The sequence below is a fragment of the Flavobacterium sp. KKT103 genome (assembly GCF_055640565.1).
In genome coordinates, this window is the sequence record NZ_CM145766.1 from 1,963,222 (window position 1) to 1,986,845 (window position 23,624).

Below are 23,624 nucleotides of genomic sequence, written 5' to 3' on the forward strand. Positions count from 1 at the left end.
TGAGTTATAGTGTTATTTTCGTTACCAGATCTTCAAATTTTTGAATCGTTTCAGCCATCGAAACGGTTGATTTCCCTCCGGCAGCATTGCGATGTCCTCCACCATTAAAATGGTCTCTAGCAAATTGATTTACGTCAAAACCACCTTGTGAGCGGAACGATATTTTGATTATGTTTTCTTCTCTATTTTCGATAAAGATAGCAGTAAAATGGATTCCTTTGATGCTTAAACCATAATTTACGATTCCTTCGGTATCTCCTTTTACATAATCGAATGAATTTAATTCCTCCTGAGTCAACGTAATGTAAGAAGTTTTAAATTCAGGAATGACCTTCATGTTTTGTAACGCTCTACCTAACAACTGTAATCTGTTGTACGAGCTGTTTTCAAAAAGTAAGGTAGGTATGGTAGTATTTTCGACACCTAAATCAATTAAGTCTGCTACAATTCGGTGCGTGTTACCAGTTGTTCCAGGGAATTTAAAGGAACCTGAATCAGTTAAGATTCCGGTGTAAATACAAGTCCCAATAGTTTTATCAATAGCTTCTTTTTCTCCTAAAAATCCAATAAAATTATAAAGCATTTCACAGGTTGAACCAAAAGAAGTATCCGAGTACATGTAAGTCGCGTAATCATCAGGTTTTTGATGATGATCAATCATTATATAGGTTGTGTTGAGTACTTCAAGTACTTTTTCCATTTCTCCTACTCGGTGAAAAGCATTAAAATCAAGAGTGAAAATAATTTCAGCTTCTTCTAATATTTTTGTGCACTTCTCTTTATTTTTTTCAAATATTTGCACTGTTTCTGAACCGGGTAACCAACTCAAAAAGTCAGGAAACTCATTTGGTGCAATCACAACTGCTTGGTGATTGTGTTTTAACAAAAAGTGATATAGTCCTAGTGTTGAGCCCATAGCGTCTCCATCAGGACTGCGGTGTGGGATTATTGCAATTTTTTTTGGCGTAGCCAATAATGCTTGTATCGATTGAATATCTTGTATTTTCATAGGTTGCGAAAATACATTTTTTTACTGTAAAATAGTAGGTGATTAACAGGATTTTATTCTTTTTGACTTTTTGCTATTTCTTCAAGTAAGTCGGTTATCTTATTGTTTAATGATCCGATTGGACCGTCATACATAGAGGTGTTTTCATTTATTTTTTTATATGCTAACTCGTAAACTTGTTTCCTTAATTCGCAGTATAGAGCAAGCTGTTTATTTATATCATGGATTTTTTTAGGGAGATACAATTTATCTAGCTCTTTTATTAGTTTGATATCTTCTTCCCAATAATAAATTCCTCGTTCCTTAATCATGTACAATACATCTTCCTTCGTAGAGTTGTAATCGATACTGTATGCTTCTAGTGCCATTTTTTCCATATCAACAAATTCTTGCATTTTAGTTTCATATTCTATTATTTGGTAGATGTAGATTTTTTTAGATTTACAGTAAATACTAATCGCGGGCGCCAGAATAAAAGTCAATAGTGTAGCAAAAACTAAGGCGTTATTTCTTTTTGTTTTGAAAAAAGCATACAAATTTCCAAAAACAATTCCGGTAAAAAAACCACCAAAATGTGCTGCACCATCTGTTCCTTCTTCGAAGCTATACAATAAGTTAATGGCGATAAAGAAAACTATAAAAAATTTGGTATTGGTACTTAGTTTTTGACGAATTTCTTTGGTAATAAGTAATACTAACAAGATGCCATACATTCCAAAAATAGCACCCGAGGCACCCGCACATACTAAGTCTTCATTCCAATATAAACTACATAGACTCGCTAGAATTCCACAAAATAGATAAAGTGATAAAAAACCAATTCTCTTTAAATGAGATTCTAAAAATAAACCAACATAGGCTAGAGCATAGCAATTGGCAACTAGGTGAACAAAACCAATATGCACGAAAACGCTAGTGATTAAACGCCACCAATCTCCATCGGTAGTTAAAGGGCCATAGTTTGCTCCCCAGTGGATAAGATCTAGAATAGCAGGTGAGAAAAAGTGTACTCCTGAAAAAAACATACTAAAAAACACAAGAATGTTTGCAAGTAGCAACAGCGGGGTAATTAGATATTGGGAAGTGGGAATGAAAATGGAAAAAACAGAATAAAATTCGGTTACTGATCGCTCTTCTATTTTGTTTGATTTACAGTTTTCTTTCGTATGAGCTAGCAGTTTTTCTATTGCATCCTTCCCTTCATCAGTTTGAGTAACTTCCTTGCGGGCTTCATTGAACTCATCAAAAAAAATTTCCGTATTTTTTTTATTTCTACCTCGGTCATAGATTTGGTTTCCATTACTGCTACTAATCAATAAGGGATCATCTAAACTAAAATCAACAGTAATTTTTTCATTCCAAGTAGAATTCATTTGATTTGTCTCAGCAATGAGTAAGTCTTCATTCATTACAATTACTGTCCAATTTAATTTTTCAAATGTTCGAATGGCCGCATACTGAAACGCTGCTTTCGATAAATTATTTAGAGGAATGTACTGTGAAAAAGAAGCAGGTAGACCAAATGACATAGATTCAAATATTAAGAATGAATTGTATTACAATACTATTACATTTATTTGAAGAAACAATACTAAAAATGATCTAGTTTTCGGATTTTAAGTTTTTTATAGAAAAGATGTTTGGGGCCTTTAACTATTTGTGATTGGTAAATACCGGTGGGTCCGGAAGCAAAATAGGCAATAAAACAGGCAATCGCGATAAATAAACCACTTTCCAAACCAAACAATTCAATTCCCATAACGGTACAGGCAATGGGGGTATGCGTAGCTCCTGAAAAAACCGCCACAAATCCCATTCCCGCCAGTAGCCCAATGGGAAGCGGTACGACAAGGGACAGAGCACTACCTAATGTCGCGCCCACAAAAAATAAAGGAGTTACTTCGCCACCTTTAAATCCAGCTCCTAACGTAAATCCCGTAAAAAGTATTTTAAGTAAAAAGTCAGCGCTATCACTAGGATTTGAAAAAGCATCAACAATTACCGGCACTCCTAATCCCATGAATTTGGTAGTACCGATTAAAAATAGAGCAATGGCCAAAATTACTCCCCCCACGAACGGCCTAGCAGGTGGATACGTAATGTGTTTTTTAAAAAGTGTGGACCAAAGGTGTGTGCTTCTTGCAAAAACTAAGGCGGCTAAACCAAAAAGTATACTAACCGGTAGTATCCAAAGTGAAGTTAGGCTGAGAAAGGAAGGGACAGTTGGGATACTATAATGAGTATGATGTACCTGCCATATTTCTACAGTAAAATAGGCAATATAAGCCACGATAAAAGAGCAGATGATACTTTTAAAATTAAATTTACTAAAATACAGAAGTTCAAGTGCAAAAAGAGCGCCCGCTAGAGGTGTACCAAAAACGGAGGCAAATCCTGCACTAATTCCCATGATTAGTAGCGTTTTTCTATCAGAAGGCTCAAGGTGGAACAACCTAGTAAATTGATCCGAAATTGCGCCTCCCATTTGTACTGCAGTGCCTTCACGACCGGCTGATCCGCCAAAAAGATGTGTAATTATAGTTCCTGCCAAAACCAGAGGAGCCATTTTTAGTGGAATAATTTGCGTGGGATTTGCATATTCTTCTAATAATAAATTATTTCCTTTTTCAACTTCTTTACCATAATAGTAATATCCCAATCCAATAAGTAAACCGCCTAAAGGCAATAATCCTAGAACCCACGGATTTCCCTCCCTAAGATGAGCTGCCCATTCAAGTGCGACTAATAAAAGCGCTGATGCAGAGCCAGAAAGCACTCCTACTACTGTACAAATTAGAAGCCATTTGAACGAGACCAAAAGTGTTTTTTTAAATAGTTTTAAATTCATTGTTATTAAAAGCTTGTTCGGCTAAGAAAAAGTAAATGTATCAAAATTGAAATTGTTTGCTATTGAATTTTGCAAATTATACTATTCATGAGGGAAAAAAGGGTACAAATTTGCTAAAAGTAGCCTCTATTAGCTATTATTTTTGCGCTTAACGATACTTTTTTTTAACTTTCGCAGTTAATAATGCAAGGACTTTAGTCCGAACTAGTAGATAGTTTGCTTTTAATAACTTTAAAAATAAATACAATGAAGTACAGATCAACGATAGCGCTAAACCGAATTTTGCTTTGTGGATTGTTACTTGGGGCTATGTCAAGTGGATATGCTCAGGAAGAATTTAATTCTAAATCGAAAGTAGTACCTGCTAAAGAAAAACCTGTAAAACCAAGAGTGGTGGGGAAACCAATTCCGGATCCGCCAAAAATTAAAAAATACGTAGCTGATCCAATTCCGGAGAATGATTTTAAAATACCCAAAAGTGAAGCAATTGTAGCCACTGAAGTGTACAGAAGAGATCAAGATTTAGGAATTTATAAGTCGGCTTCATCCACCGCTAAAGTTCGATTTAGAGATGGAGCTTATTTAGACGGTGATAAAATAAGAGTTACTTTTAATGATATTGTGGTGGACTATGATGCACTATTAGATGGAACCTATAAAGAATTTGAAGTTAAATTGGTAAAAGGTGTAAATAGAATTGTTTTTGAAGCTCTAAATGAAGGCTTTGCACCACCTAATACAGCCGAATTTCAAGTTTTTGACGACAAAGGAGCGCTGATTTCGTCTAATCAATGGAATATTGGTACAGGATATATCGCGACTATAATTATTGAAAAGCCCTAAGTAGCGGAACATTTCAATTGGAATAATAGCTATTTTACATCATTTTAAAAAAAAAATAATAATAATTAGATGTAAAATAGCTATTTTTAATTTACCATAAATCAATAGGGCGCATAAGGTTAAAATTTTTTTAATGTTTGGAGTGCTTTTAGTTTCTAAAACTAAAGCTTGGTATATTTGTTGCATATAGTTTAGGAAGAAAGATTTAGTATATGAAACAGGTTTTTTTGCTTTTTATGATGTGCGTTGCAGCTAGTGGCTATTCTCAAATGGAGTTTGGCAAAAAATTCAAGTCCATTCCTCCTGTTGATATCGGGATTAAAACTAAGAAAGTAGCTCCCTTACCGGCAACCAAACCCGATATTTTAGCACCTGATTTGTTTAAAAAACCAGAATTAAAGTTACCAAGTACTGATTTTAAAATAGGAGATCCTGATCCTATTTCGATGACACGTACCAATGATTTCATAAATCCTGGTGATGCCGTTAGAGACAAGATGAATAAAAGTATTGATAAAGCTTTAGTTAAAGAAGGCCTCAAAGAAGATACTTCCTATTTAAACTTAAAAGATTTGGATTTTGGCGTAATTACCACTAAATCTGCAGGATTAGTGATTAGAGTGCGTGATTATGGCGCTATAGATGGCGACTTAATTAAGGCAACCATGATCCACAATTACAAAAGCACTGTTTTAGCACATAGTTTATATTTAGATAGTACTTTTAAAGAAATAAAGGTCGAACTGCAAAAGGGAATCAATGATTTAGAACTACAAGCCTTAAATCGCGGTACGCTAGGAGGAAATACAGGTGCATTCTACATATATGATGCAGAGGGTAATTTATTACTGTCTGATTTATGGAATAATTTTGATACCGGCGTTAAATCTAAATTCAAATTTATAAAAGAGTAAACCGGGTCTAGATTTTGACTTGACTCCAGTTTTCACCTGATTTTATTCTGCTGATTTGCATTTCGCTTACGCCAAATTGTTTCGCAATCATTTTCATTCTGGTTTTTTGACCGGGTCTTGCTAACATTTTTTTAATTAGCATTACCTTAGTAACAGTCAATTTACGACCATCTGCCTTACGGTTGTGTTCGATTAAATTTAATTTCGCTTGTTTTACAAAAGGACTAGCTTTACTGTGTTCAATCATTTCGGCTCTTGTAGCCCATTTCAAATTTCTATAATCGTCATTATCGCGAACCCTATCTAAATGTAAAACGTAAGTTTGGTCTTCGCTCGTTTTTGGAACAAAAAATTCTGCAACAAGTTTCGATACGAAACGGTGTTTCGTTTTAATTTTGCCATCTACGTTTAGGGTATAGCGAAACATTTTATATCCGTCGCTGTTTCCTCCCCTAAGTATTCGACCAAAAGTAATATCATCTACAAAACTCATGAGTCGTCCTTTATTCGAAACCGCGTAACGCAGTCTCAATTTGTCCTCCACTATAATTTCTCTAAATTCTTCGTTAGGATAAATCCTTATTCGTTTCATTTCTTCTAGTTTCATAGTACGAATTTATTTGTTTTGGTTTCCTACATGAATTACCGCCACGCTAGCCTAAGGGCTTAGTAGTAGTGGTTGTATTATAGGTTTGTGGTATTTGAATCGTAAAAATAGTGAAAATAGATGAATCTGAAAAAAAACGGGTTTTTTTCAGATTCAATCTAGTAATTTATGCTATAAAATCTACTTTTTGTAAACCTTTTCAATAGGGATTTGATGGCTAAAACAGGAGATTTGTTTGTGGATTAGTATTTTCTACTGTACAACTTCACAAAAAGGAAAGTTGCGGTACATTTTTTTCCTTCAGCCAATGAATTAAAAAGGATTGGCTGTTACTTTAAATTTCATGTCAGCCTTTATGCTAATATCTTGGGCTAAGGTTTCTTTTATTACTGCTTTGGTCCTGATTTTATAAGAAGATGCTTTGATGTACTTGTCTAATTTAGCTTTACTAGGGATTAAATCAATCGAGCTAGTTGTTGCATTGATGTCTTCCAGATAGGCTAATTCGATTTCGTCATTGGCATCAGTTGAAATATATAAAGTAACCGATTTTAAAAAACTGAAAGACTTATCTGTTGGATTGGTGATTGTCAGTTTTAGAGAGGTTAAGGCAACGTCTTTAACTAAATCGGCTTTGGTGTTGTTATTTTCAAAAGTAGAACTGGAGTTAGTTGTTACTTCGGGAGTAACTACACTAAAAGCAGTCCCAAGTGGAAAACCACTTGCGATTTTAAAAGTGGTTTGGTTGTCTACAGAGAAGGTCAGTAGATCGTCTATCACATTACAAGAGCTTAAAAAAAGTGTTAAAAGGATTAAAGGCAAATAAATTTTTGTTTTCATGTAAGTATTAATTTTTTGTTTTTACAAAATGAGATTTGGTTAAAGATACGTAAATTTAATTATTGTGGTTTTTTAGCGTGTGTGGGATGGCTGCTATACAGTGCCGAAATAAAATTAATATTTTTCAAAAATCAATTTTTCAATTCAAAATATAAAAAGTATTTTTGCGCATGCAACACAACGTACTTATTTTAGATTTCGGATCGCAATACACACAGCTTATTGCGCGTAGAGTTCGCGAATTAAATATATTCTGCGAAATTTTCCCATACAATCATTTTCCGAGTGATTTATCAAGTTATAAAGCCGTAATTTTAGGTGGTAGCCCTTTCTCTGTTAGAGGAGAGGATGCTCCTCATCCTGATTTATCTCAAATAAGAGGTAAATTGCCTTTACTCGCTGTTTGTTATGGCGCTCAGTACTTGGCACACTTTAGTGGAGGAGAAGTAGCTGCGTCGAACACGAGAGAATACGGTAGAGCCAATTTATCGTTTATCAAAAAAGACGAAATATTCTTTGAAGGTGTAGATCTAAACAGTCAAGTTTGGATGAGCCATAGTGATAGTATTAAAGCGTTGCCTACTAACGGTGTAAAGCTTGCAAGTACCCATGATGTGGAATTTGCTGCCTACAAAATTGAAGGAGAGACGACCTATGCTATTCAATACCATCCCGAAGTTTTTCACTCTACGGATGGATCAAAAATGCTGGAAAATTTTCTTGTAAAAATTGCTGAAGTTCCGCAAACATTTACTCCAACTGCTTTTGTTGAAGAAATGGTGGCTGAGTTGAAAGAAAAAGTAGGAAATGACAAAGTAGTTTTAGGACTATCTGGAGGTGTAGATTCTACTGTAGCAGCTGTTTTATTGCACCAAGCTATCGGAAAAAACCTGTATTGTATTTTTGTAAACAACGGTTTGCTACGTAAAAATGAATTTCAAAGTGTATTAGATCAATACGAAGGAATGGGCTTAAATGTTAAGGGAGTTGATGCTTCGCAACGTTTTTATGATGCTTTGGCTGGAGTAACGGATCCCGAATTAAAACGAAAAGCCATAGGAAATGCTTTTATAGAAGTTTTTGATGCTGAGTCTCATTTAATTGAAGATGTAACTTGGTTGGCACAAGGAACAATTTATCCTGATGTAATTGAATCGGTTTCTGTGAAAGGACCTTCGGCTACTATTAAATCACACCATAATGTGGGTGGATTACCAGATTATATGAAATTAAAAATTGTAGAACCTTTGCGCATGCTTTTCAAAGATGAAGTGCGTCGTGTAGGAGCTTCATTAGGAATTGATCCTGAATTATTAGGAAGACATCCTTTTCCTGGACCAGGATTGTCCATTCGTATTTTAGGTGATATCACTTTAGAAAAAGTACAAATTTTACAAGATGTAGACAAAGTATTTATCGACGGATTGAAATCTTGGGGATTATACGACAAAGTTTGGCAAGCTGGAGCGATTTTGCTTCCTGTGAACAGCGTTGGAGTCATGGGTGACGAGAGAACCTATGAAAAAGTAGTGGCGCTTAGAGCTGTGGAATCAACTGATGGAATGACCGCTGACTGGGTACATTTGCCTTATGATTTCTTGATGAAAGTATCAAATGATATAATCAATAAAGTAAAAGGTGTGAATAGAGTTGTTTATGACATCAGCTCAAAACCACCAGCAACTATCGAATGGGAATAAGAGTGATCGTTTTTTAAATTGATCATGAAACTAGAAAAGAACTAGATATTTTAAGGACGGTACCTAATTTTAACTCTAAAATTTGGTACCGTTTTTGTTATCTTTGGAGCAAACATCTACATAAACAAAACAATGAAATATTTTTTCACCCTATTTATTACACTTCTAATTGGGAATAGTTCTATTTTTTCTCAATCAAAACCAGTTACTCACAAAGTAGAAAAAGGAGAGACGATAAGTCAAATTGCTCAAAAGTATCAAGTAACTCCTTACGATATCTATCAATTAAACCCGGATGCGCAATCAGGTTTAAAACCAAATAGTATTTTGCTTATTGCGAAGCAATCCTCTTTAAAAACGGCTGTTTCAAATGTAGGGAACAAATCAAATACATCAGATCGTTCTCATATTGTTACTGCAAAAGAAACACTGTATGGCATCCAAAAAATGTATGATGTGACGGAGGTCGAATTAAAAAAAGCAAATCCATTTTTAGAGAAAGACGGCTTACAAATAGGTCAAACCTTAGTAATTCCGTCTCAAAAGGGTTCAAAAGCTGTCGCAACAAGTACGCCTACAACTCAAAAAGTAATTTTTCATGAGGTTATGCCAAAGGAAACTAAATATTCTATTGCTAAGCAATATGGAATCACAATAGAAGAATTAGAAAAAAAGAATCCGGATGTAGTAGCGAATTTACCTATAGGGTATCAGTTGCTTATCAAAGGAACTGCTCCTAAAGCAAAATCGATTGCTACTGATGCACAACCTAAAAAAGAGACAACGGTTCAAAATAATAAAGTAGCAGCAGTGAATTATACCAACTACGAAGTGCAGCCTAAAGAAACTTTATACAGTTTGTCAAAGACTTTTGGTTTGACGCAAGAGGAATTGATTGCTCTAAATCCAATCCTGAAAGAAGGAGTCGAAATAGGGATGATTTTAAAAGTACCAGGCAAAGTTATAAGTGCGGACCAAGTTAAAAAAGAATATACTGCTTTGACTCCAAATGTTAATTTTGATACTCGCAAACGATTGGTGTTATTGTTGCCGTTTAATATCGCAAGGATTGAAAACGATTCTACCAATACCACCGTAGAACGTATAAAAAAGGACAAGTTTTTAAATATGACATTGGATTTTTATGCGGGTGCATTAATAGCAATAGACTCTGCGAAAACACTAGGCTTACCGATAGATGTTGAGATTTATGATTCGCAAGAAACTAAAAATTCATCGGCAATTGCATCGTTAATTGCTGCACATAAATTAAAAACTGCTAATGCAATTGTTGGCCCTTTTTACCAAAGCAATGCAGAGTCAACTGCCCAATTAGTAAGTGCCAACAATGTGCCTGTAATTTCGCCTTTATCTAAGGATGTTGGTAATCCTTACGGTAATTTGTTTCAAACAATTCCAGCTCCTGAGGTGGTAAAGAATAAAATGTTTGAGTTTATGCGCTCTAAAAACGGAAATATAATGGCTGTTGTGGACAAGAAAAAAGAATCGATCTTGAACTATTTGAAGGAGTTTCAGCCTACTGTTCCGTTGGTAGCCTTGAGCGGTAGTAGCAGTATTTCGGCAGCAAGTTTAAAGGGTATGTTGGTTAAAGGAAGAATGAATTATGTAGTAATGGAAACGGCAAATACCATGATGATAAAATCCACTATAGCAGCAATGCTAAGTGCGATGGCTGATTATCAAGTGCAGTTGGTCATTCTAGAATCAAATGATACCCTAGACTCAGATGAAATTAAATTCTTGAATCTTACGAAATTGAAATTAATGTATCCATCGGTTTCTAGAGATAATATCTTGCCTGAGGCTGTGGTTTTTGAGAATAAGTTCAAAAAAGCAAATGCGATTTTTCCATCCAATTATGCTACACGCGGTTTTGATGTCACTTTTGATACCATGATGCGTATGGCTCAAGAAGTTAAATTTGAACAAACTGTAAACGCTGTGGCAACAGAGCAGGTGGAAAGTAAATTTGAATATTACAAAAAACCAGATGGTGGTTACACCAATAAAGGGGTGTTTATTATGTATTATGATGAAGACTTAACAATAAAGGAAGCTAAGTAATTATCTTGCAATCGTTTTTTAAAATCGATTAACCTTGTAGTACTAGCTTAGTAATCAGATTAAAAGTATACAAAATTAAGGAAGGGAATTGCCAGTAATTGGGTTTGAAACTAAAACTAAATTTAGCTGGTCAAGCCAAAAATAAAAATGGATAAAAATCAAGAATTACTAGTTAAATTAGCGCATACTAAAATGCCTTTTGGTAAATACGAAGGACGCTTTTTAATAGATTTACCAGAGTACTATGTAGTTTGGTATCATAACAAAGGCTTCCCCAATGGAGTTTTAGGCGATCAATTAAAACTAGTTTATGAACTAAAATTGAATGGTCTAGAAGATTTAATTCGGAACATTAAAAAAAAATATCCAAAACCTCATTGATGTAGCTACACAGTGAGGTTTTTGCTTTATTGTAGGCAGGTTTTGTAAAAAGTAATTTTATCAATTATCTCATTTTCAAATTAGCATATTCTCAATTTATAATCGTATTTTTGCCAAGTTTTTTACACAACTACAACACAAACAACAACAGAATGAATCAAACGAAATATATTTTTGTTACAGGCGGTGTGACTTCTTCCTTAGGTAAAGGAATTATAGCAGCATCTTTAGCAAAATTGTTACAAGCAAGAGGGTATCGAACTACAATTCAAAAATTTGATCCGTATCTAAACGTAGATCCGGGAACTTTAAATCCTTATGAACATGGGGAATGTTATGTAACAGATGACGGTGCAGAAACGGATTTAGATTTAGGGCACTACGAACGCTTTTTGAATGTACCTACTTCACAAGCCAATAATGTTACCACTGGTAGAATTTATTTGTCGGTAATTGAAAAGGAAAGAAGAGGAGAGTTTTTAGGAAAAACGGTTCAGGTTGTTCCTCATATTACAAATGAGATTAAAGAAAGAATGCAATTACTGGGTAACTCTGGTGATTATGATATAGTGATTACAGAAATTGGTGGTACGGTTGGAGATATTGAATCGTTACCTTATATTGAGTCTGTTCGTCAGTTAGTTTGGGATTTAGGGGAAAGCAATGCAATTGTTATTCATTTAACACTTGTTCCTTATTTAGCTGCAGCAGGAGAATTGAAAACAAAACCAACGCAGCACTCGGTTAAAACATTAATGGAAAGCGGAATCAAAGCCGATATTCTTGTTTGTAGAACGGAGCACGAACTTTCACAAGAAATACGCAACAAGCTAGCCTTGTTTTGTAATGTGAAAAAAGAAGCAGTAATTCAGTCTATCGATGCTTCAACAATCTATGAAGTGCCTAATTTAATGTTAGAAGAAGGGCTTGATATTGTTGCTTTGAAAAAATTAGATTTGCCTAAGAAAGCGGCTCCTGATTTAAAGAATTGGAATACTTTTTTACGACGCATTAAAAATCCAAAACATACCGTAAACATTGGTTTAATTGGTAAGTATGTGGAAATGCAGGATTGCTATAAATCAATTTTAGAGGCATTTATACATGCTGGTGCAGCGAATGAAACGAAGGTAAACGTAGTTTCAATTCATTCTGAATTTATCACAGCGGCAACTATAAAAGAAAAATTAGTAGGACTAGATGCTATACTTGTTGCTCCTGGATTTGGAGAACGTGGTATCGAAGGTAAAATTGAAGCAGTTCGCTATGCTCGTGAAAACAAAATGCCGTTTTTCGGAATTTGTTTAGGGATGCAAATGGCGGTAATCGAATATTCAAGAACTGTTTTAGGATATAGTGAAGCCAACTCAACAGAAATGAACGAGGGAACTCCTCATCCTGTTGTCAATTTGATGGAAGAGCAAAAAAATGTTACTGAAAAAGGAGGAACCATGCGTTTAGGTGCTTGGAAATGTGAAATCAAAGAAGGATCATTGGCACACCAAATTTACGGTCAAACTATGATTTCGGAGCGTCACCGTCATCGCTATGAGTACAACAGTGCTTATGTAGATGCGTTGCAAAAAGCAGGATTAAAAGCATCAGGAGTAAATCCGGATACTGGTTTAGTAGAAATTGTGGAAATTGAAGAGCATCCGTTTTTTATAGGTGTACAATACCATCCTGAATATAAGAGTACAGTTGCAAACCCACATCCAATTTTTGTGAATTTTGTGGCGGCAGCGGTTAAAGCAAAAAGAAGTAAATAGTACGCTGCAAAAGAAGCATACTACATAATGAAAAGGTTTATTGAAATACAATAAGCAAATAAAGAAAAACAATAATTTAAGTTATAATGGAAGAAAAAAAGTTTGACCCCAATTCGTTAATTGGTTTTGTATTGATTTTTGGAATTTTTATTTGGATAATGTACCAAAATCAACCTTCAGAAGCCGAAGTTGCTGCTGAGAAAGCTAAAAAAGAATTGGTCGTTGCAAATGAAACCAAAGCAAAAGAGAACGCAAATACTACTAAAGAAGTGGTGGCTTCAGCTGTAGCAGGTGATACTGTACAACTTGCGAACTTAAAAAAATCATTAGGAGATTTTGCTTATTCAGCTACTTTACCTTCTGCCAAAGAAGCTTATACTACTATTGAAAACAAGCTGATAACGTTAAAAATTGCCAATAAAGGGGGTTATATTGTTGAAGCTACATTAAAAAACTACGAGCGTTTCAAGAAAGGATCAGGGGAGTTAGTGGCTTTAATTAAAGACAACAATGCTAATTTAAATGTACAATTGATCACTAATGATAATCGTACTTTAAACACTAAAGACTTGTTTTTTGAGCCTACATTAACAAAAAATGGTGAAGATCAAATTTTGTCGATGCGTTTGAAAGCTGGAGCTGATGCCTATTTAGAATATAGATATGTGCTTAAAGCAAATGATTACATGTTGGATTTTGATATCCAATCACAAGGTTTAAATAAAGTACTGAACGCTGCTAAGCCATTAAACTTAGAATGGGACTTGAAAGCCTATTCAAATGAAAAAAGTTTAACGACTGAAAACCGTTACTCTGAAATGTATTATGAGTATGAAGATGGTAAAAGTGATTATTTAGGACAGTCAAAAGATAAAACGGAGAATGCAGAGAAGGTTTCTTATATCGCCTACAAGCAGCATTTCTTTTCAAGTATTTTATTAACTGATGTACCTTTTGCAAAGGCTGAATTGTATACCAACAACCTAGTTGGTGGTGATAATATTGACACAACATACACGAAACAATTTAAAGCGATCGTTCCATTAGCATTTAAAAACGGAGAGATTGATGAAAAAATGAATTGGTATTATGGTCCAACAGATTATAAGTTATTAAAAACTTACGATAGAAATCTTGAGGATATTGTGGCTTTAGGTTGGGGAATCTTTGGTTGGATCAACCGTCACGCGTTTATTCCTATGTTTGGATTTTTGACTTTGTTTATTCAACAAGGTTGGGCGATTGTATTGTTTACTATTTTAGTTAAGCTAGTGATGTCTCCGATAACGTATAAGTCATTCTTGTCTCAAGCAAAAATGAAAGTATTGCGTCCTGAAATTGCTGAATTAGGTGAAAAGTTCAAAAAAGAGCCTATGAAAAAACAGCAGGAAACCATGAAGTTATACAGCAAAGCGGGTGTAAATCCAATGGCTGGATGTGTACCGGGTTTACTGCAAATGCCTGTGTTTTATGCTTTATTCCAATTCTTTCCATCGGAATTGAGTTTGAGACAAAAAGGATTTTTATGGGCAGATGATTTATCTTCTTTTGACTCGATTTATGAGTTACCATTTCATATCCCAGCTTACGGTAATCATATTAGTTTATTTCCAATATTAGCTTCGATTGCAATTTTCTTCTATATGAAAATGACAACTGGTGATCAGCAAATGCAGGCGCCACAGCAAGAAGGAATGCCTGATATGGCTAAGATGATGAAAATAATGGTTTATATTTCTCCTTTGATGATGTTGCTTTTCTTTAATAGTTACGCTTCAGGATTGAGTTTATATTACTTTATTTCTAATACAATTACAATCGGAATTATGTTAGTGATTAAAAACTACATTATTGATTCGGATAAAATTCATGCTCAAATCCAAGAAAACAAATTGAAAGAGCCTAAGAAACAAGGTAAATTTCAAAAGAAGTTACAGGAAGTAATGGAGCAGCAAGAAGCTTTAAAAGAGCAACAAAAAAAGAAATAAGCAAAACAAAAAAATCTCGTTAATTCGAGATTTTTTTGTTTTAAATCGTAATTTTAATATTCTTAATACGTTAGTACAATAAATAGGTTATGAAAGTATGTTATAGTTTTGCATTGGTGGTGCTTCTTTTTTTATTAGGAGTAACTAGTCACGCTCAAACGGGTGTAAATGGATTAGATTCTAATGGTAAAAAAGACGGATTGTGGAAAGGATCGTATCCGGAATCGAAAAGACCGCGTTATGAAGGAACCTTCAATCACGGTAAAGAGGTGGGGTTGTTTAAATTTTTTGATGATACGAAGGCTGGTTCGTTAATTGCGACTCGAGAATTCAATCCTGCTGATGAGGTGGCGTATACTACTTTTTATGATCAATCTAAAAACAAAGTAAGCGAAGGTAAAGTTATTAATCGCCAATTTGAAGGAGAGTGGAAATATTACCACCGAGGATCCACCGTTATTATGACCAAAGAGAATTACGCTAAAGGTAAATTAGAAGGTTTGCGTTCTGTTTATTATCCAAATGGTAAAATTGCAGAGGAGCAAATGTATAAGAACAACCTAAAAAATGGTTTTTATAAAAAATATGCTGAAAACGGTGTCGTTCTGGAAGAAGCTAATTATAAAAACAACGTATACGATGGTCTAGCTGTTTTCAAAGATCCTGATGACAGCATCGTTTCAAAAGGGAAGTTTTCGAATGGTAAAAAGTCGGGAATTTGGCAATTTTATAAAAAGGGTAAATTAGTAAATGAGTTTAATATGAGTAATCCCCAAGAGGCTTCTAAGGCTAATAGGATTTAACTTTATGGTGGGATAATTAGTGCGATAATCTTTGTAACTTTGCCGTCTTATAAAATTTTAAAGTTTTTAGAATGAAACGTGTTGTAGTAGGACTTTCTGGCGGTGTTGATTCAAGTGTTGCAGCTTATTTATTGCAGCAACAAGGGTATGAGGTGATAGGTCTTTTTATGAAAAATTGGCATGACGATTCGGTTACCATATCGAATGATTGCCCATGGTTAGAAGATAGTAATGATGCTTTGCTAGTAGCAGAGAAATTAGGGATACCTTTTCAAACAGTTGATTTGAGCGAAGAATACAAAGAAAAAATTGTAGACTATATGTTCAAAGAATATGAAATGGGACGAACTCCTAATCCTGATGTGCTTTGTAACCGTGAAATTAAGTTTGATGTTTTCATGAAGATTGCTTTGAGCTTAGGTGCTGATTATGTTGCTACAGGACATTATTGCCGAAAATCAGAAACAGAAGTTAACGGTGAAAAAATGTATCAGTTGTTAGCTGGTGCTGATAACAATAAAGATCAATCGTATTTTCTATGTCAGTTGTCTCAAGAGCAATTGGCTAAATCTTTATTTCCTATAGGCGAATTAACCAAACCTCAAGTTCGCGAAATTGCTGCTGAAATGGAATTGGTAACGGCTGAGAAAAAAGATTCTCAGGGTTTATGCTTTATCGGAAAAGTCCGTTTACCAGAATTTTTACAACAAAAATTACAACCCAAAGAGGGGATTATCATTCAAATTGATAAAAATGACGCCATCTATAATGTTCCAAGTACAGCAGGTTTAGATGAACAAGAGTTGCTAGCCTTGGCAGCCCGCAAGTTGGCGTACACTCCAACAATGGGTAAAGTAGTAGGTAAACATCAAGGGGCGCATTATTTTACTGTGGGACAACGCAAAGGCTTAAATGTTGGCGGAACCACTGATCCTTTGTTTATCATTGGCACAAACGTAGATACCAATACCATTTATACGGGTTTAACTAGCCAGCATCCTGGTTTGTTTAGATCCGCTTTATTTATTGAAAAATCCGAAGTACATTGGGTTCGTACTGATATGCAGCTTGCTGTCGGCGAGTCTAAGGAATATAGTGTTCGAACTAGATATAGACAGCCTTTACAAAAAGCAACGCTCCATCAATTTGAGCATGGAATGTACATTTCATTTGAAGAACCACAATCAGCCATTACAGAAGGGCAGTTTGCTGCTTGGTATTTAGATGAAGAATTAGTTGGTTCGGGAGTAATTTCTTAGCTTAGTGTCTTAAAAAGAGAATTGGTGGTAGTTTTTTACTCCACCGATTCTAAATGGTGTAATACATCCCACCCATCCCATGAAGCAATTGTATGTATTTCTTATTTTTTTAGTTGCAACAGGAGCATTCGCTCAAGAAGATGCATGGGTCTATTTTAAGGACAAGCCTAGCGCTTCTTACTACCTAAACGCGCCATTGGAAATGTTGACCCAAAGAGCTTTGGACAGGAGAGCTAACCAAAATATAGCACTAGATAGTAAAGATGTACCGATCGAGTCCGATTATGTAAATCAAGTCAAAGCTTCGCTGGGCATACAAGTGAAAGCGCAATCTAAATGGCTTAACGCACTGCACATTCGTGGATCAGCCGCTGATATCAATGCATTGAAGTCCAAGTCGTTTGTCGATAAAATTGATTTTGCCAATAAGGCATTAAACCAAGCAAATAAACTAGTTAAACAATCTAAAACTAAGGTAGCTAATAAAACCAAAGATGCCAAGATTACCTTTGCCTATGGTACCTCTCAAAATCAAATCGAGATGCTAAAAGGGACGGTTTTGCACCAGCAAAATTTTACAGGATCGGGAAAAATAATTGCTGTTCTAGATGGTGGATTTCCAGGTGTCAATACGGTTTTACCATTTGCAAGACTAAGAAACAACAATCAAATTTTAGGTGGTTATAACTATGTAGGTCGAGATCCTAATTTTTATACAGGAGACACGCATGGCTCGTACGTACTTTCGACTATGGGAGGGTATAAGGAAGGCGAATTGGTAGGAACTGCTCCTGATGCGTCTTATTATTTATTTATTACCGAAGACGGCGCCAATGAAAATCCAATAGAAGAATCATTGTGGGTTGAAGCGGCTGAGGAGGCAGATAGGCTAGGTGTGGATATTATCAATACCTCTCTTGGTTATTTTGATTTTGATAACAGCGCTTACAACCATACCTACAGTCAGATGAATGGAAATACTACTTTCATTTCTAGGGGAGCAGATATTGCTTTTAGCAGAGGAATGATTGTGGTGACTTCAGCGGGTAACTCCGGCGGGTCATCTGAACCTCATATTGCAGCACCTGCAGATGCATTCAATGTAATCTCAGTGGGTGCAGTGACAGCAACTAAAGTAAAAGCTAGTTTTAGTTCTATTGGACCTAGTTTTGACAATAGGGTAAAACCAGAGGTTATGGCGCAAGGAGCAGCGAGTGTACTATCTGACGAAAAGGGGAACATTATTACAGCAAACGGTACTTCGTTTTCTAGTCCCATATTGGCCGGTATGATCGCTTGTTTGTGGCAAGCGCTTCCTAATAAAACGAATCGTGAAATAAGAGATTTAGTCATTCAATCAGCAGATCGTTTTAACAGTCCGACACCGCAGTACGGATACGGAATTCCTAATTTCAGTACAGCTAAAACACTTAATGTAGTAGCATTCGATTCTCCTTTTTTTGGCATTTATCCTAATCCCGTTACTGATATAGTGAGGGTTAGTTTTCCAGAAAGTGTTTCTACAGGATCCGTAATCTTTTATTCGCTCAGAGGCGAAAAAGTATTCGAAAAACAACTAAATGAAGCAGAAGAAACTTTTTCTCTACAGTCACTAACTAAAGGTTTGTATATTTATCAAATACAATCAGATGCGTTTGTTAAAACCGGAAAAATTATAAAACAATAACAGTTACTTTTCAAATGAATAAAATTTGTTCTCTTTTTAATATAAAATATCCCATCATTCAAGGGGGTATGATTTGGGTTAGTGGATATAAATTGGCTAGTGCTGTGAGTAATGCTGGTGGTCTAGGTCTTATAGGTGCTGGTTCGATGTACCCCGAAGTACTTAGGGAGCACATTCAAAAATGTAAAAAAGCCACAACAAAACCCTTTGGAGTGAATGTTCCTATGTTGTATCCCAATATTGAAGAAATCATGAAAATCATTGTTGAGGAAGGCGTTAAAATTGTTTTCACTTCGGCTGGAAATCCTAAAACATGGACCGCCTATTTAAAAGAGAATGGTATTACCGTAGTGCATGTGGTGAGTAGTAGTACTTTTGCTTTAAAAGCGGAAGCTGCTGGTGTTGACGCAATAGTTGCTGAGGGCTTTGAAGCAGGTGGTCACAATGGAAGGGAAGAAACTACAACTCTTACCTTAATACCAATGGTGAAAGAACAACTAACAATTCCGGTGATTGCTGCTGGAGGAATCGCTACAGGTCGCGGTATGCTTGCTGCGATGGTTTTGGGTGCAGATGGTGTTCAAGTGGGTAGTCGCTTTGCAGCATCAATCGAATCTTCGGCCCATAGTAGTTTTAAAGAAACGATCCTTGCGGTAAAAGAAGGAGGCACACAACTAACATTAAAAGAATTAGCGCCAGTGCGTTTAATCAAAAATAAATTCTTTGACGATTTGCAAGAGCTCTATGGTAAGTGCCCGTCTAAGGAAGATTTAGTGGCTTTTTTAGGTCGTGCTAGAGCAAAAAGAGGTATGTTTGAAGGGAATTTGGTAGACGGTGAGCTGGAGATTGGTCAAATCGCTGGTTTAATTAACGAAATCAAATCGGCTGAAGCTATTGTAATTGAAATGATAGCAGAAATGAGGTCCGCTCAAAATGAAGTAAATTCTATCCTTTTTTAACTAATGAATAATGAATAAATTAAAACTGTTTTTGGTAGTACTTTTTGTCGCTTTTGGGATGCAACAAGGCCATAGCCAAACGTATAAATTTAAAACCTCGGGTGTTAGTGTTTTAGAAAAAAATAGTAAGGCCAAATGGGGTAAATGGTCTGAGCTCAACTTAGTCAATCTTTTAGTGACATTAGATACAAACAAAAATAGGTTTGTGGTTTATTCCCAAATCATCCAATTATTCGAGATTGTAGACTACGTTCCTGTTCAAGAGAACGACACTGATATTGTTTATTCTTTTGCTTGTAGAGACAACAATGGTTTGGATTGCACCATTTCAATTATAACCAGAAAAAAGCAAGAAAACCGAAAGCAACTTTATATCACCTACGACGATCACATTATTTTGTACAATATATTTAATATGTAGTCACAGTGGAATTACGAGGAATTGTTAGTCTATATCCTTGATGAATTCGTCATATTCCAAATAGAAACGCTCTAAAGCATCCATTTTTTCAAAGTAAAAATCAAATATTTCATCCCAATAGTTTCGATTGCTAAAACCGACACCTAGTCGTTCGACCCATATACGCGAAATGGCTTTTCCGTTTTCTAAAATATAATTCTGTTCGTAAACCAGATCTTTTATAAATTCCTCTTCTAGTATGTTTTTTAGGGCTTCAATTTTTTCGAAATAGGCCATGCGCTTTTCATCACTGCGGTGTTCGATGTCAATTAAAACTTGTGCTTTTTTATTATCTACATAAAATTTAAAAGAAAAATCCTTGATTTTGGTGTCGTACAAAACCCATTTGCGAGGATATTTCTCAGCGAATGTGACCCAGAATTCTCTTTTTAATTTTTGAGTTTCTTCTCTACTATACATTTTTTTTAAATTTGGATTTTATAAACAGCTTCAAACGTATTTCTAAACTATATTTACAGTAACTCTTTGTGCAAAAATAGACTTTGATTATGGATTTCCAATATTTTTTACAACATGTTCCTTTAATAGCTACAACGGTTCTGCCCGCAAGGAAGGCGCATGCTATCATGGCTCCTGTAGAAAGGTTAGAAACGATAGACGGTCCTGAAAAATCAGCAACACCACCTAAAAAAGCAGCTGTTTTAATGCTTTTTTATCCCAAAAAGGACCAAACTCATTTGGTATTGATTGTTCGCAATACGTACGAAGGAGTACATTCGGCTCAAGTTGCATTTCCAGGAGGTAAGTATGAATACACAGACGATGACTTGTCTCACACAGCTTTGAGAGAAACCTATGAAGAGGTTGGGGTAGATCCGCAAGATGTAGAGCTGCTCAAGCCATTTACTCCCATGTACATTCCGCCTAGTAACTTTATGGTACATCCCTTTTTAGCAGTTGCTAAGGAGGAATTGCAGTTTATTCCCGATCCATCTGAGGTCGCTCGCATTATCGAGCTCCCTTTGACTTTGTTTTTAGACGAATCTATTGTTATTGAAACGCGTTTGGCTACTTCTTATTCACAAGAAATAAGTGTTCCCGCTTTCAATATCGAAGATACGATAGTGTGGGGAGCCACCGCTATGATGTTAAGTGAGCTCAAGGAAGTGTTAAAAGCGGTCTTTGAAGTTAAAAGATAGTAAATGTTTTTTTTACAAGCATTTTTTCCCTAATTTGTTTTGCTTGGTTCAAAGGATTCACTTTAAAAATATTTTGTATGTTTGCGTTCCAAAAATGATAAATTGAATAATTTTATGGGTTTGTTAAAAAGAAATCCTTTTGGTCATATTCTTTTTCTAAAGAAATGGTTAATCCGAATATTTGGCGCTATTACACACAGGCGTTACCGTGGTTTTAATGAATTACAAATCGAAGGGTCAGATATTCTTAGGAATTTACCTGATACCAATGTTCTTTTTATATCCAATCATCAAACCTATTTTGCTGACGTAGTGGCTATGTTTCATGTCTTTAACGCTAGTTTAAATGGTCGTGACGATACCATTAAAAATGTATGTTACCTTTGGCAACCCAAATTAAATATCTACTATGTTGCGGCCAAAGAAACAATGACAGCGGGATTGTTACCGCGAATTATGGCTTATGCCGGTGCGATAACCGTAGAAAGAACCTGGCGTTCTAAAGGAGTTGATGTCACAGAGAAAAGAGATGTTAATCCTAATGATACTGAGAATATAAAAACGGCATTAAAAGACGGTTGGGTGATTACGTTTCCGCAAGGAACAACCAAATCATTTAAGCCAGTTCGTAAAGGTACAGCACATATTATCATGGAGCATAAACCCATCGTTGTTCCTATTGTGATTGATGGCTTCAGACGTTCTTTTGATAAAAAAGGATTGCGAGTGAAAAAGAAAGGGATACTACAATCCTTCATCGTGAAAGAACCTCTTGATATTGATTATGAAAACGATAGTATTGAGGCAATCGTAGAGAAAGTAGAATACGCCATTGAGCAACATGCTTCCTTTTTAAAAGTCATTCCGGTTGAGGAAATCGAAGAACAAGAAAAATTAAATAAATTGCGTAAGTGGGATTACTAAGTTTTATAGGAACCACATAGTAAATCAAAAAGCCCGATAACTATACAAAGTTATCGGGCTTTTTTCAACACTAATTGAAGGTAAACACTACAAGTCTATCTTCTTCAATTCTTTATAATTGGCTAGTAATTTTCGTAACAGTCTTCCGTAAAGGAGTCTGTAAAACAGCCAAAATGCTCCAAATATAAACAAGGTAACTAAGGACAATAAACATATCGTAATCGCCATTGCGCTTGTGTTACTGCTTACTTTTTCTTTTAGTGCATCAATTTCAGGACTAAAGCTAAAAGCAATAATAAAACCAACAACCATACTGTACGCAATCATGATTAGGTTGTAGTACACATAGTATTGCACTGTTTTTCTTGTTCTTAAAATATCTTTCATCAGTTGCTTAGTCGAAGCAATAGTGGATATTTTTACATAATTGCGGTAAAATAAATAAATAAACACGAGCGTTATCCCATAGCCAGCAATGTTCATTATTTGAAAAACAGTACTCAAACCTGATTTACTTATTTTGTCCAAATAATCATCGCTGTTGAATACCAAACCAATCGTACTCCAAACCAAAATCTCCAATATACTGATGATTAAAATCCACTTCACAATCGAAGACGATTTTTTATGAATCATTTTATATAGTTCTATCTCTGATATCTGTTCAAAAGAATCCGTTCGCTTCTTCCAGTCTTTTTTTAATAAATCCAGCTCTTCCATATTCCTTAAGGATTTAGTATTTTTTTTAATTTCCCTTTAATTCTATTCATCTTCACCCTCGCATTAACTTCACTAATTCCTAGTGTTTCTGATATTTCATGGTAATCCTTGTCTTCCAAGTACATAAAAACCAGCGCTTTCTCAATATCATTCAGCTGATAAACGGCTTTATACATTAATTTAATTTGTTCCTCTTCTTCATAATTGTAATCAACATCTTTAATAAAGTGTTGTCCCCCTTCGTATTCCACGGTTGCTATAGAGCGTTTGCTCTTTCGATACAAAGTAATAGCAGTGTTCAAGGCAACGCGATACGCCCAAGTCGAAAACTTGCTGTCACCTCTAAATTTCGGAAAGGCCTTCCATAACTGAATCGTAATTTCCTGAAACAAATCCTTGTGCGCATCCTCACCATCAGTATATAATCTACAAATCTTGTGGATAATATTCTGATTGTCCTTTAGTTGCTGTACAAACGATTGCTCTAAATTCTCACTCATATATACGTTAGTGTCATGATAGTAGTTTTTGTTACAATGTAAGATGTTTTTTTGGAGCACAACAGAGGCATTTCAATCACTATTGGTCCCGCTCTACATTGCAATCTCCCGCTGGATTGCTTCGTTCCTCGCTAATCCACCGGGAGGATTTTCATTGCGATCGGGGCT

At 35.4% G+C, this 23,624-nt stretch carries 22 protein-coding genes; 14 read left to right on the forward strand and 8 right to left on the reverse strand.

What is annotated here, in order from left to right; genetic code table 11:
- Positions 1–4: 4 nt before the first annotated feature.
- From ACZ2G0_RS08470 to ACZ2G0_RS08480, 3 genes are all read right to left on the reverse strand, one after another.
- Positions 5–1,009 carry a DHH family phosphoesterase gene (locus ACZ2G0_RS08470; RefSeq protein ID WP_470307237.1) on the reverse strand — a complete coding sequence of 335 codons (1,005 nt, stop codon included), beginning with the start codon at positions 1,007–1,009 and terminating at the stop codon, positions 5–7.
- A 53-nt stretch (positions 1,010–1,062) separates the two neighbouring features.
- Positions 1,063–2,538: a rhomboid family intramembrane serine protease gene (locus ACZ2G0_RS08475; RefSeq protein WP_470307238.1), complete on the reverse strand. Its 1,476-nt coding sequence runs from the start codon at positions 2,536–2,538 to the stop codon at positions 1,063–1,065.
- Between the two features lie 62 nt (positions 2,539–2,600).
- Positions 2,601–3,857 (reverse strand): chloride channel protein, encoded by a 1,257-nt coding sequence (locus tag ACZ2G0_RS08480; protein ID WP_470307239.1) that lies wholly within the window; start codon positions 3,855–3,857, stop codon positions 2,601–2,603.
- A gap of 246 nt (positions 3,858–4,103) precedes the next feature.
- On the opposite strand from ACZ2G0_RS08480, the gene ACZ2G0_RS08485 reads away from it, so the two are divergent.
- Together ACZ2G0_RS08485 and ACZ2G0_RS08490 are read left to right on the forward strand one after the other, a co-directional pair.
- Positions 4,104–4,700: a hypothetical protein gene (locus ACZ2G0_RS08485; RefSeq protein WP_470307240.1), complete on the forward strand. Its 597-nt coding sequence runs from the start codon at positions 4,104–4,106 to the stop codon at positions 4,698–4,700.
- A 212-nt stretch (positions 4,701–4,912) separates the two neighbouring features.
- Positions 4,913–5,614 carry a hypothetical protein gene (locus tag ACZ2G0_RS08490; RefSeq protein ID WP_470307241.1) on the forward strand — a complete coding sequence of 234 codons (702 nt, stop codon included), beginning with the start codon at positions 4,913–4,915 and terminating at the stop codon, positions 5,612–5,614.
- 7 nt (positions 5,615–5,621) lie between these two features.
- On the opposite strand, the gene ACZ2G0_RS08495 is transcribed toward ACZ2G0_RS08490, so the two are convergent.
- Both ACZ2G0_RS08495 and ACZ2G0_RS08500 read right to left on the reverse strand, forming a co-directional pair.
- Complete coding sequence (locus ACZ2G0_RS08495) at positions 5,622–6,221, reverse strand: NUMOD4 domain-containing protein (protein WP_470307242.1); 600 nt, start codon at positions 6,219–6,221, stop codon at positions 5,622–5,624.
- Between the two features lie 312 nt (positions 6,222–6,533).
- Complete coding sequence (locus ACZ2G0_RS08500; RefSeq protein ID WP_470307243.1) at positions 6,534–7,061, reverse strand: hypothetical protein; 528 nt, start codon at positions 7,059–7,061, stop codon at positions 6,534–6,536.
- A 170-nt stretch (positions 7,062–7,231) separates the two neighbouring features.
- On the opposite strand from ACZ2G0_RS08500, the gene guaA reads away from it, so the two are divergent.
- From guaA to ACZ2G0_RS08550, 10 genes are all read left to right on the forward strand, one after another.
- Positions 7,232–8,761, forward strand: coding sequence for a glutamine-hydrolyzing GMP synthase (guaA, locus tag ACZ2G0_RS08505; protein WP_470307244.1), 1,530 nt, complete (start codon positions 7,232–7,234; stop codon positions 8,759–8,761).
- Positions 8,762–8,893: 132 nt separating this feature from the next.
- Positions 8,894–10,846: an amino acid ABC transporter substrate-binding protein gene (locus ACZ2G0_RS08510; protein ID WP_470307245.1), complete on the forward strand. Its 1,953-nt coding sequence runs from the start codon at positions 8,894–8,896 to the stop codon at positions 10,844–10,846.
- A 147-nt stretch (positions 10,847–10,993) separates the two neighbouring features.
- Positions 10,994–11,227, forward strand: a complete 234-nt coding sequence (locus ACZ2G0_RS08515; protein WP_470307246.1) for a DUF3820 family protein — start codon at positions 10,994–10,996, stop codon at positions 11,225–11,227.
- Positions 11,228–11,379: 152 nt separating this feature from the next.
- Positions 11,380–12,996, forward strand: coding sequence for a CTP synthase (locus tag ACZ2G0_RS08520; RefSeq protein ID WP_470307247.1), 1,617 nt, complete (start codon positions 11,380–11,382; stop codon positions 12,994–12,996).
- Between the two features lie 86 nt (positions 12,997–13,082).
- Positions 13,083–14,984 carry a membrane protein insertase YidC gene (yidC, locus tag ACZ2G0_RS08525; protein ID WP_470307248.1) on the forward strand — a complete coding sequence of 634 codons (1,902 nt, stop codon included), beginning with the start codon at positions 13,083–13,085 and terminating at the stop codon, positions 14,982–14,984.
- 89 nt (positions 14,985–15,073) lie between these two features.
- Positions 15,074–15,787: a toxin-antitoxin system YwqK family antitoxin gene (locus ACZ2G0_RS08530; RefSeq protein ID WP_470307249.1), complete on the forward strand. Its 714-nt coding sequence runs from the start codon at positions 15,074–15,076 to the stop codon at positions 15,785–15,787.
- 71 nt (positions 15,788–15,858) lie between these two features.
- Entirely contained in the window at positions 15,859–17,046 is a 1,188-nt protein-coding gene (mnmA, locus tag ACZ2G0_RS08535) for a tRNA 2-thiouridine(34) synthase MnmA (RefSeq protein WP_470307250.1), read from the forward strand.
- Positions 17,047–17,125: 79 nt separating this feature from the next.
- On the forward strand, positions 17,126–18,733 hold the full coding sequence (locus ACZ2G0_RS08540; protein ID WP_470307251.1) for a S8 family serine peptidase: 1,608 nt from the start codon (positions 17,126–17,128) through the stop codon (positions 18,731–18,733).
- Between the two features lie 14 nt (positions 18,734–18,747).
- A complete protein-coding gene (locus ACZ2G0_RS08545) occupies positions 18,748–19,692 on the forward strand; it encodes an NAD(P)H-dependent flavin oxidoreductase (RefSeq protein WP_470307252.1) in 945 nt (314 codons plus the stop codon).
- Positions 19,693–19,702: 10 nt separating this feature from the next.
- Complete coding sequence (locus tag ACZ2G0_RS08550; RefSeq protein WP_470307253.1) at positions 19,703–20,113, forward strand: hypothetical protein; 411 nt, start codon at positions 19,703–19,705, stop codon at positions 20,111–20,113.
- Positions 20,114–20,137: 24 nt separating this feature from the next.
- Here ACZ2G0_RS08550 and ACZ2G0_RS08555 read toward each other — a convergent pair whose 3' ends face one another.
- Complete coding sequence (locus ACZ2G0_RS08555) at positions 20,138–20,572, reverse strand: DUF4268 domain-containing protein (protein WP_470307254.1); 435 nt, start codon at positions 20,570–20,572, stop codon at positions 20,138–20,140.
- Between the two features lie 89 nt (positions 20,573–20,661).
- On the opposite strand from ACZ2G0_RS08555, the gene ACZ2G0_RS08560 reads away from it, so the two are divergent.
- Positions 20,662–21,312 carry an NUDIX hydrolase gene (locus ACZ2G0_RS08560; RefSeq protein ID WP_470307255.1) on the forward strand — a complete coding sequence of 217 codons (651 nt, stop codon included), beginning with the start codon at positions 20,662–20,664 and terminating at the stop codon, positions 21,310–21,312.
- Between the two features lie 114 nt (positions 21,313–21,426).
- On the forward strand, positions 21,427–22,236 hold the full coding sequence (locus tag ACZ2G0_RS08565) for a lysophospholipid acyltransferase family protein (protein ID WP_470309837.1): 810 nt from the start codon (positions 21,427–21,429) through the stop codon (positions 22,234–22,236).
- An 87-nt stretch (positions 22,237–22,323) separates the two neighbouring features.
- Here ACZ2G0_RS08565 and ACZ2G0_RS08570 read toward each other — a convergent pair whose 3' ends face one another.
- Both ACZ2G0_RS08570 and ACZ2G0_RS08575 read right to left on the reverse strand, forming a co-directional pair.
- Complete coding sequence (locus ACZ2G0_RS08570; protein ID WP_470307256.1) at positions 22,324–22,956, reverse strand: hypothetical protein; 633 nt, start codon at positions 22,954–22,956, stop codon at positions 22,324–22,326.
- Positions 22,957–22,961: 5 nt separating this feature from the next.
- Positions 22,962–23,456 (reverse strand): RNA polymerase sigma factor, encoded by a 495-nt coding sequence (locus ACZ2G0_RS08575; protein WP_300288866.1) that lies wholly within the window; start codon positions 23,454–23,456, stop codon positions 22,962–22,964.
- Between the last annotated feature and the right edge of the window lie 168 nt (positions 23,457–23,624).

What these genes read in the sequence shown, in the direction of transcription:
- ACZ2G0_RS08470 (WP_470307237.1), bottom strand. Translation starts at nt 1,009, where the DNA reads ATGAAAATACAAGATATTCAATCGATACAAGCATTATTGGCTACGCCA.
- ACZ2G0_RS08475 (WP_470307238.1), bottom strand. Translation starts at nt 2,538, where the DNA reads ATGTCATTTGGTCTACCTGCTTCTTTTTCACAGTACATTCCTCTAAAT.
- ACZ2G0_RS08480 (WP_470307239.1), bottom strand. Translation starts at nt 3,857, where the DNA reads ATGAATTTAAAACTATTTAAAAAAACACTTTTGGTCTCGTTCAAATGG.
- ACZ2G0_RS08485 (WP_470307240.1), top strand. Translation starts at nt 4,104, where the DNA reads ATGAAGTACAGATCAACGATAGCGCTAAACCGAATTTTGCTTTGTGGA.
- ACZ2G0_RS08490 (WP_470307241.1), top strand. Translation starts at nt 4,913, where the DNA reads ATGAAACAGGTTTTTTTGCTTTTTATGATGTGCGTTGCAGCTAGTGGC.
- ACZ2G0_RS08495 (WP_470307242.1), bottom strand. Translation starts at nt 6,221, where the DNA reads ATGAAACTAGAAGAAATGAAACGAATAAGGATTTATCCTAACGAAGAA.
- ACZ2G0_RS08500 (WP_470307243.1), bottom strand. Translation starts at nt 7,061, where the DNA reads ATGAAAACAAAAATTTATTTGCCTTTAATCCTTTTAACACTTTTTTTA.
- guaA (WP_470307244.1), top strand. Translation starts at nt 7,232, where the DNA reads ATGCAACACAACGTACTTATTTTAGATTTCGGATCGCAATACACACAG.
- ACZ2G0_RS08510 (WP_470307245.1), top strand. Translation starts at nt 8,894, where the DNA reads ATGAAATATTTTTTCACCCTATTTATTACACTTCTAATTGGGAATAGT.
- ACZ2G0_RS08515 (WP_470307246.1), top strand. Translation starts at nt 10,994, where the DNA reads ATGGATAAAAATCAAGAATTACTAGTTAAATTAGCGCATACTAAAATG.
- ACZ2G0_RS08520 (WP_470307247.1), top strand. Translation starts at nt 11,380, where the DNA reads ATGAATCAAACGAAATATATTTTTGTTACAGGCGGTGTGACTTCTTCC.
- yidC (WP_470307248.1), top strand. Translation starts at nt 13,083, where the DNA reads ATGGAAGAAAAAAAGTTTGACCCCAATTCGTTAATTGGTTTTGTATTG.
- ACZ2G0_RS08530 (WP_470307249.1), top strand. Translation starts at nt 15,074, where the DNA reads ATGAAAGTATGTTATAGTTTTGCATTGGTGGTGCTTCTTTTTTTATTA.
- mnmA (WP_470307250.1), top strand. Translation starts at nt 15,859, where the DNA reads ATGAAACGTGTTGTAGTAGGACTTTCTGGCGGTGTTGATTCAAGTGTT.
- ACZ2G0_RS08540 (WP_470307251.1), top strand. Translation starts at nt 17,126, where the DNA reads ATGAAGCAATTGTATGTATTTCTTATTTTTTTAGTTGCAACAGGAGCA.
- ACZ2G0_RS08545 (WP_470307252.1), top strand. Translation starts at nt 18,748, where the DNA reads ATGAATAAAATTTGTTCTCTTTTTAATATAAAATATCCCATCATTCAA.
- ACZ2G0_RS08550 (WP_470307253.1), top strand. Translation starts at nt 19,703, where the DNA reads ATGAATAAATTAAAACTGTTTTTGGTAGTACTTTTTGTCGCTTTTGGG.
- ACZ2G0_RS08555 (WP_470307254.1), bottom strand. Translation starts at nt 20,572, where the DNA reads ATGTATAGTAGAGAAGAAACTCAAAAATTAAAAAGAGAATTCTGGGTC.
- ACZ2G0_RS08560 (WP_470307255.1), top strand. Translation starts at nt 20,662, where the DNA reads ATGGATTTCCAATATTTTTTACAACATGTTCCTTTAATAGCTACAACG.
- ACZ2G0_RS08565 (WP_470309837.1), top strand. Translation starts at nt 21,427, where the DNA reads ATGGGTTTGTTAAAAAGAAATCCTTTTGGTCATATTCTTTTTCTAAAG.
- ACZ2G0_RS08570 (WP_470307256.1), bottom strand. Translation starts at nt 22,956, where the DNA reads ATGGAAGAGCTGGATTTATTAAAAAAAGACTGGAAGAAGCGAACGGAT.
- ACZ2G0_RS08575 (WP_300288866.1), bottom strand. Translation starts at nt 23,456, where the DNA reads ATGAGTGAGAATTTAGAGCAATCGTTTGTACAGCAACTAAAGGACAAT.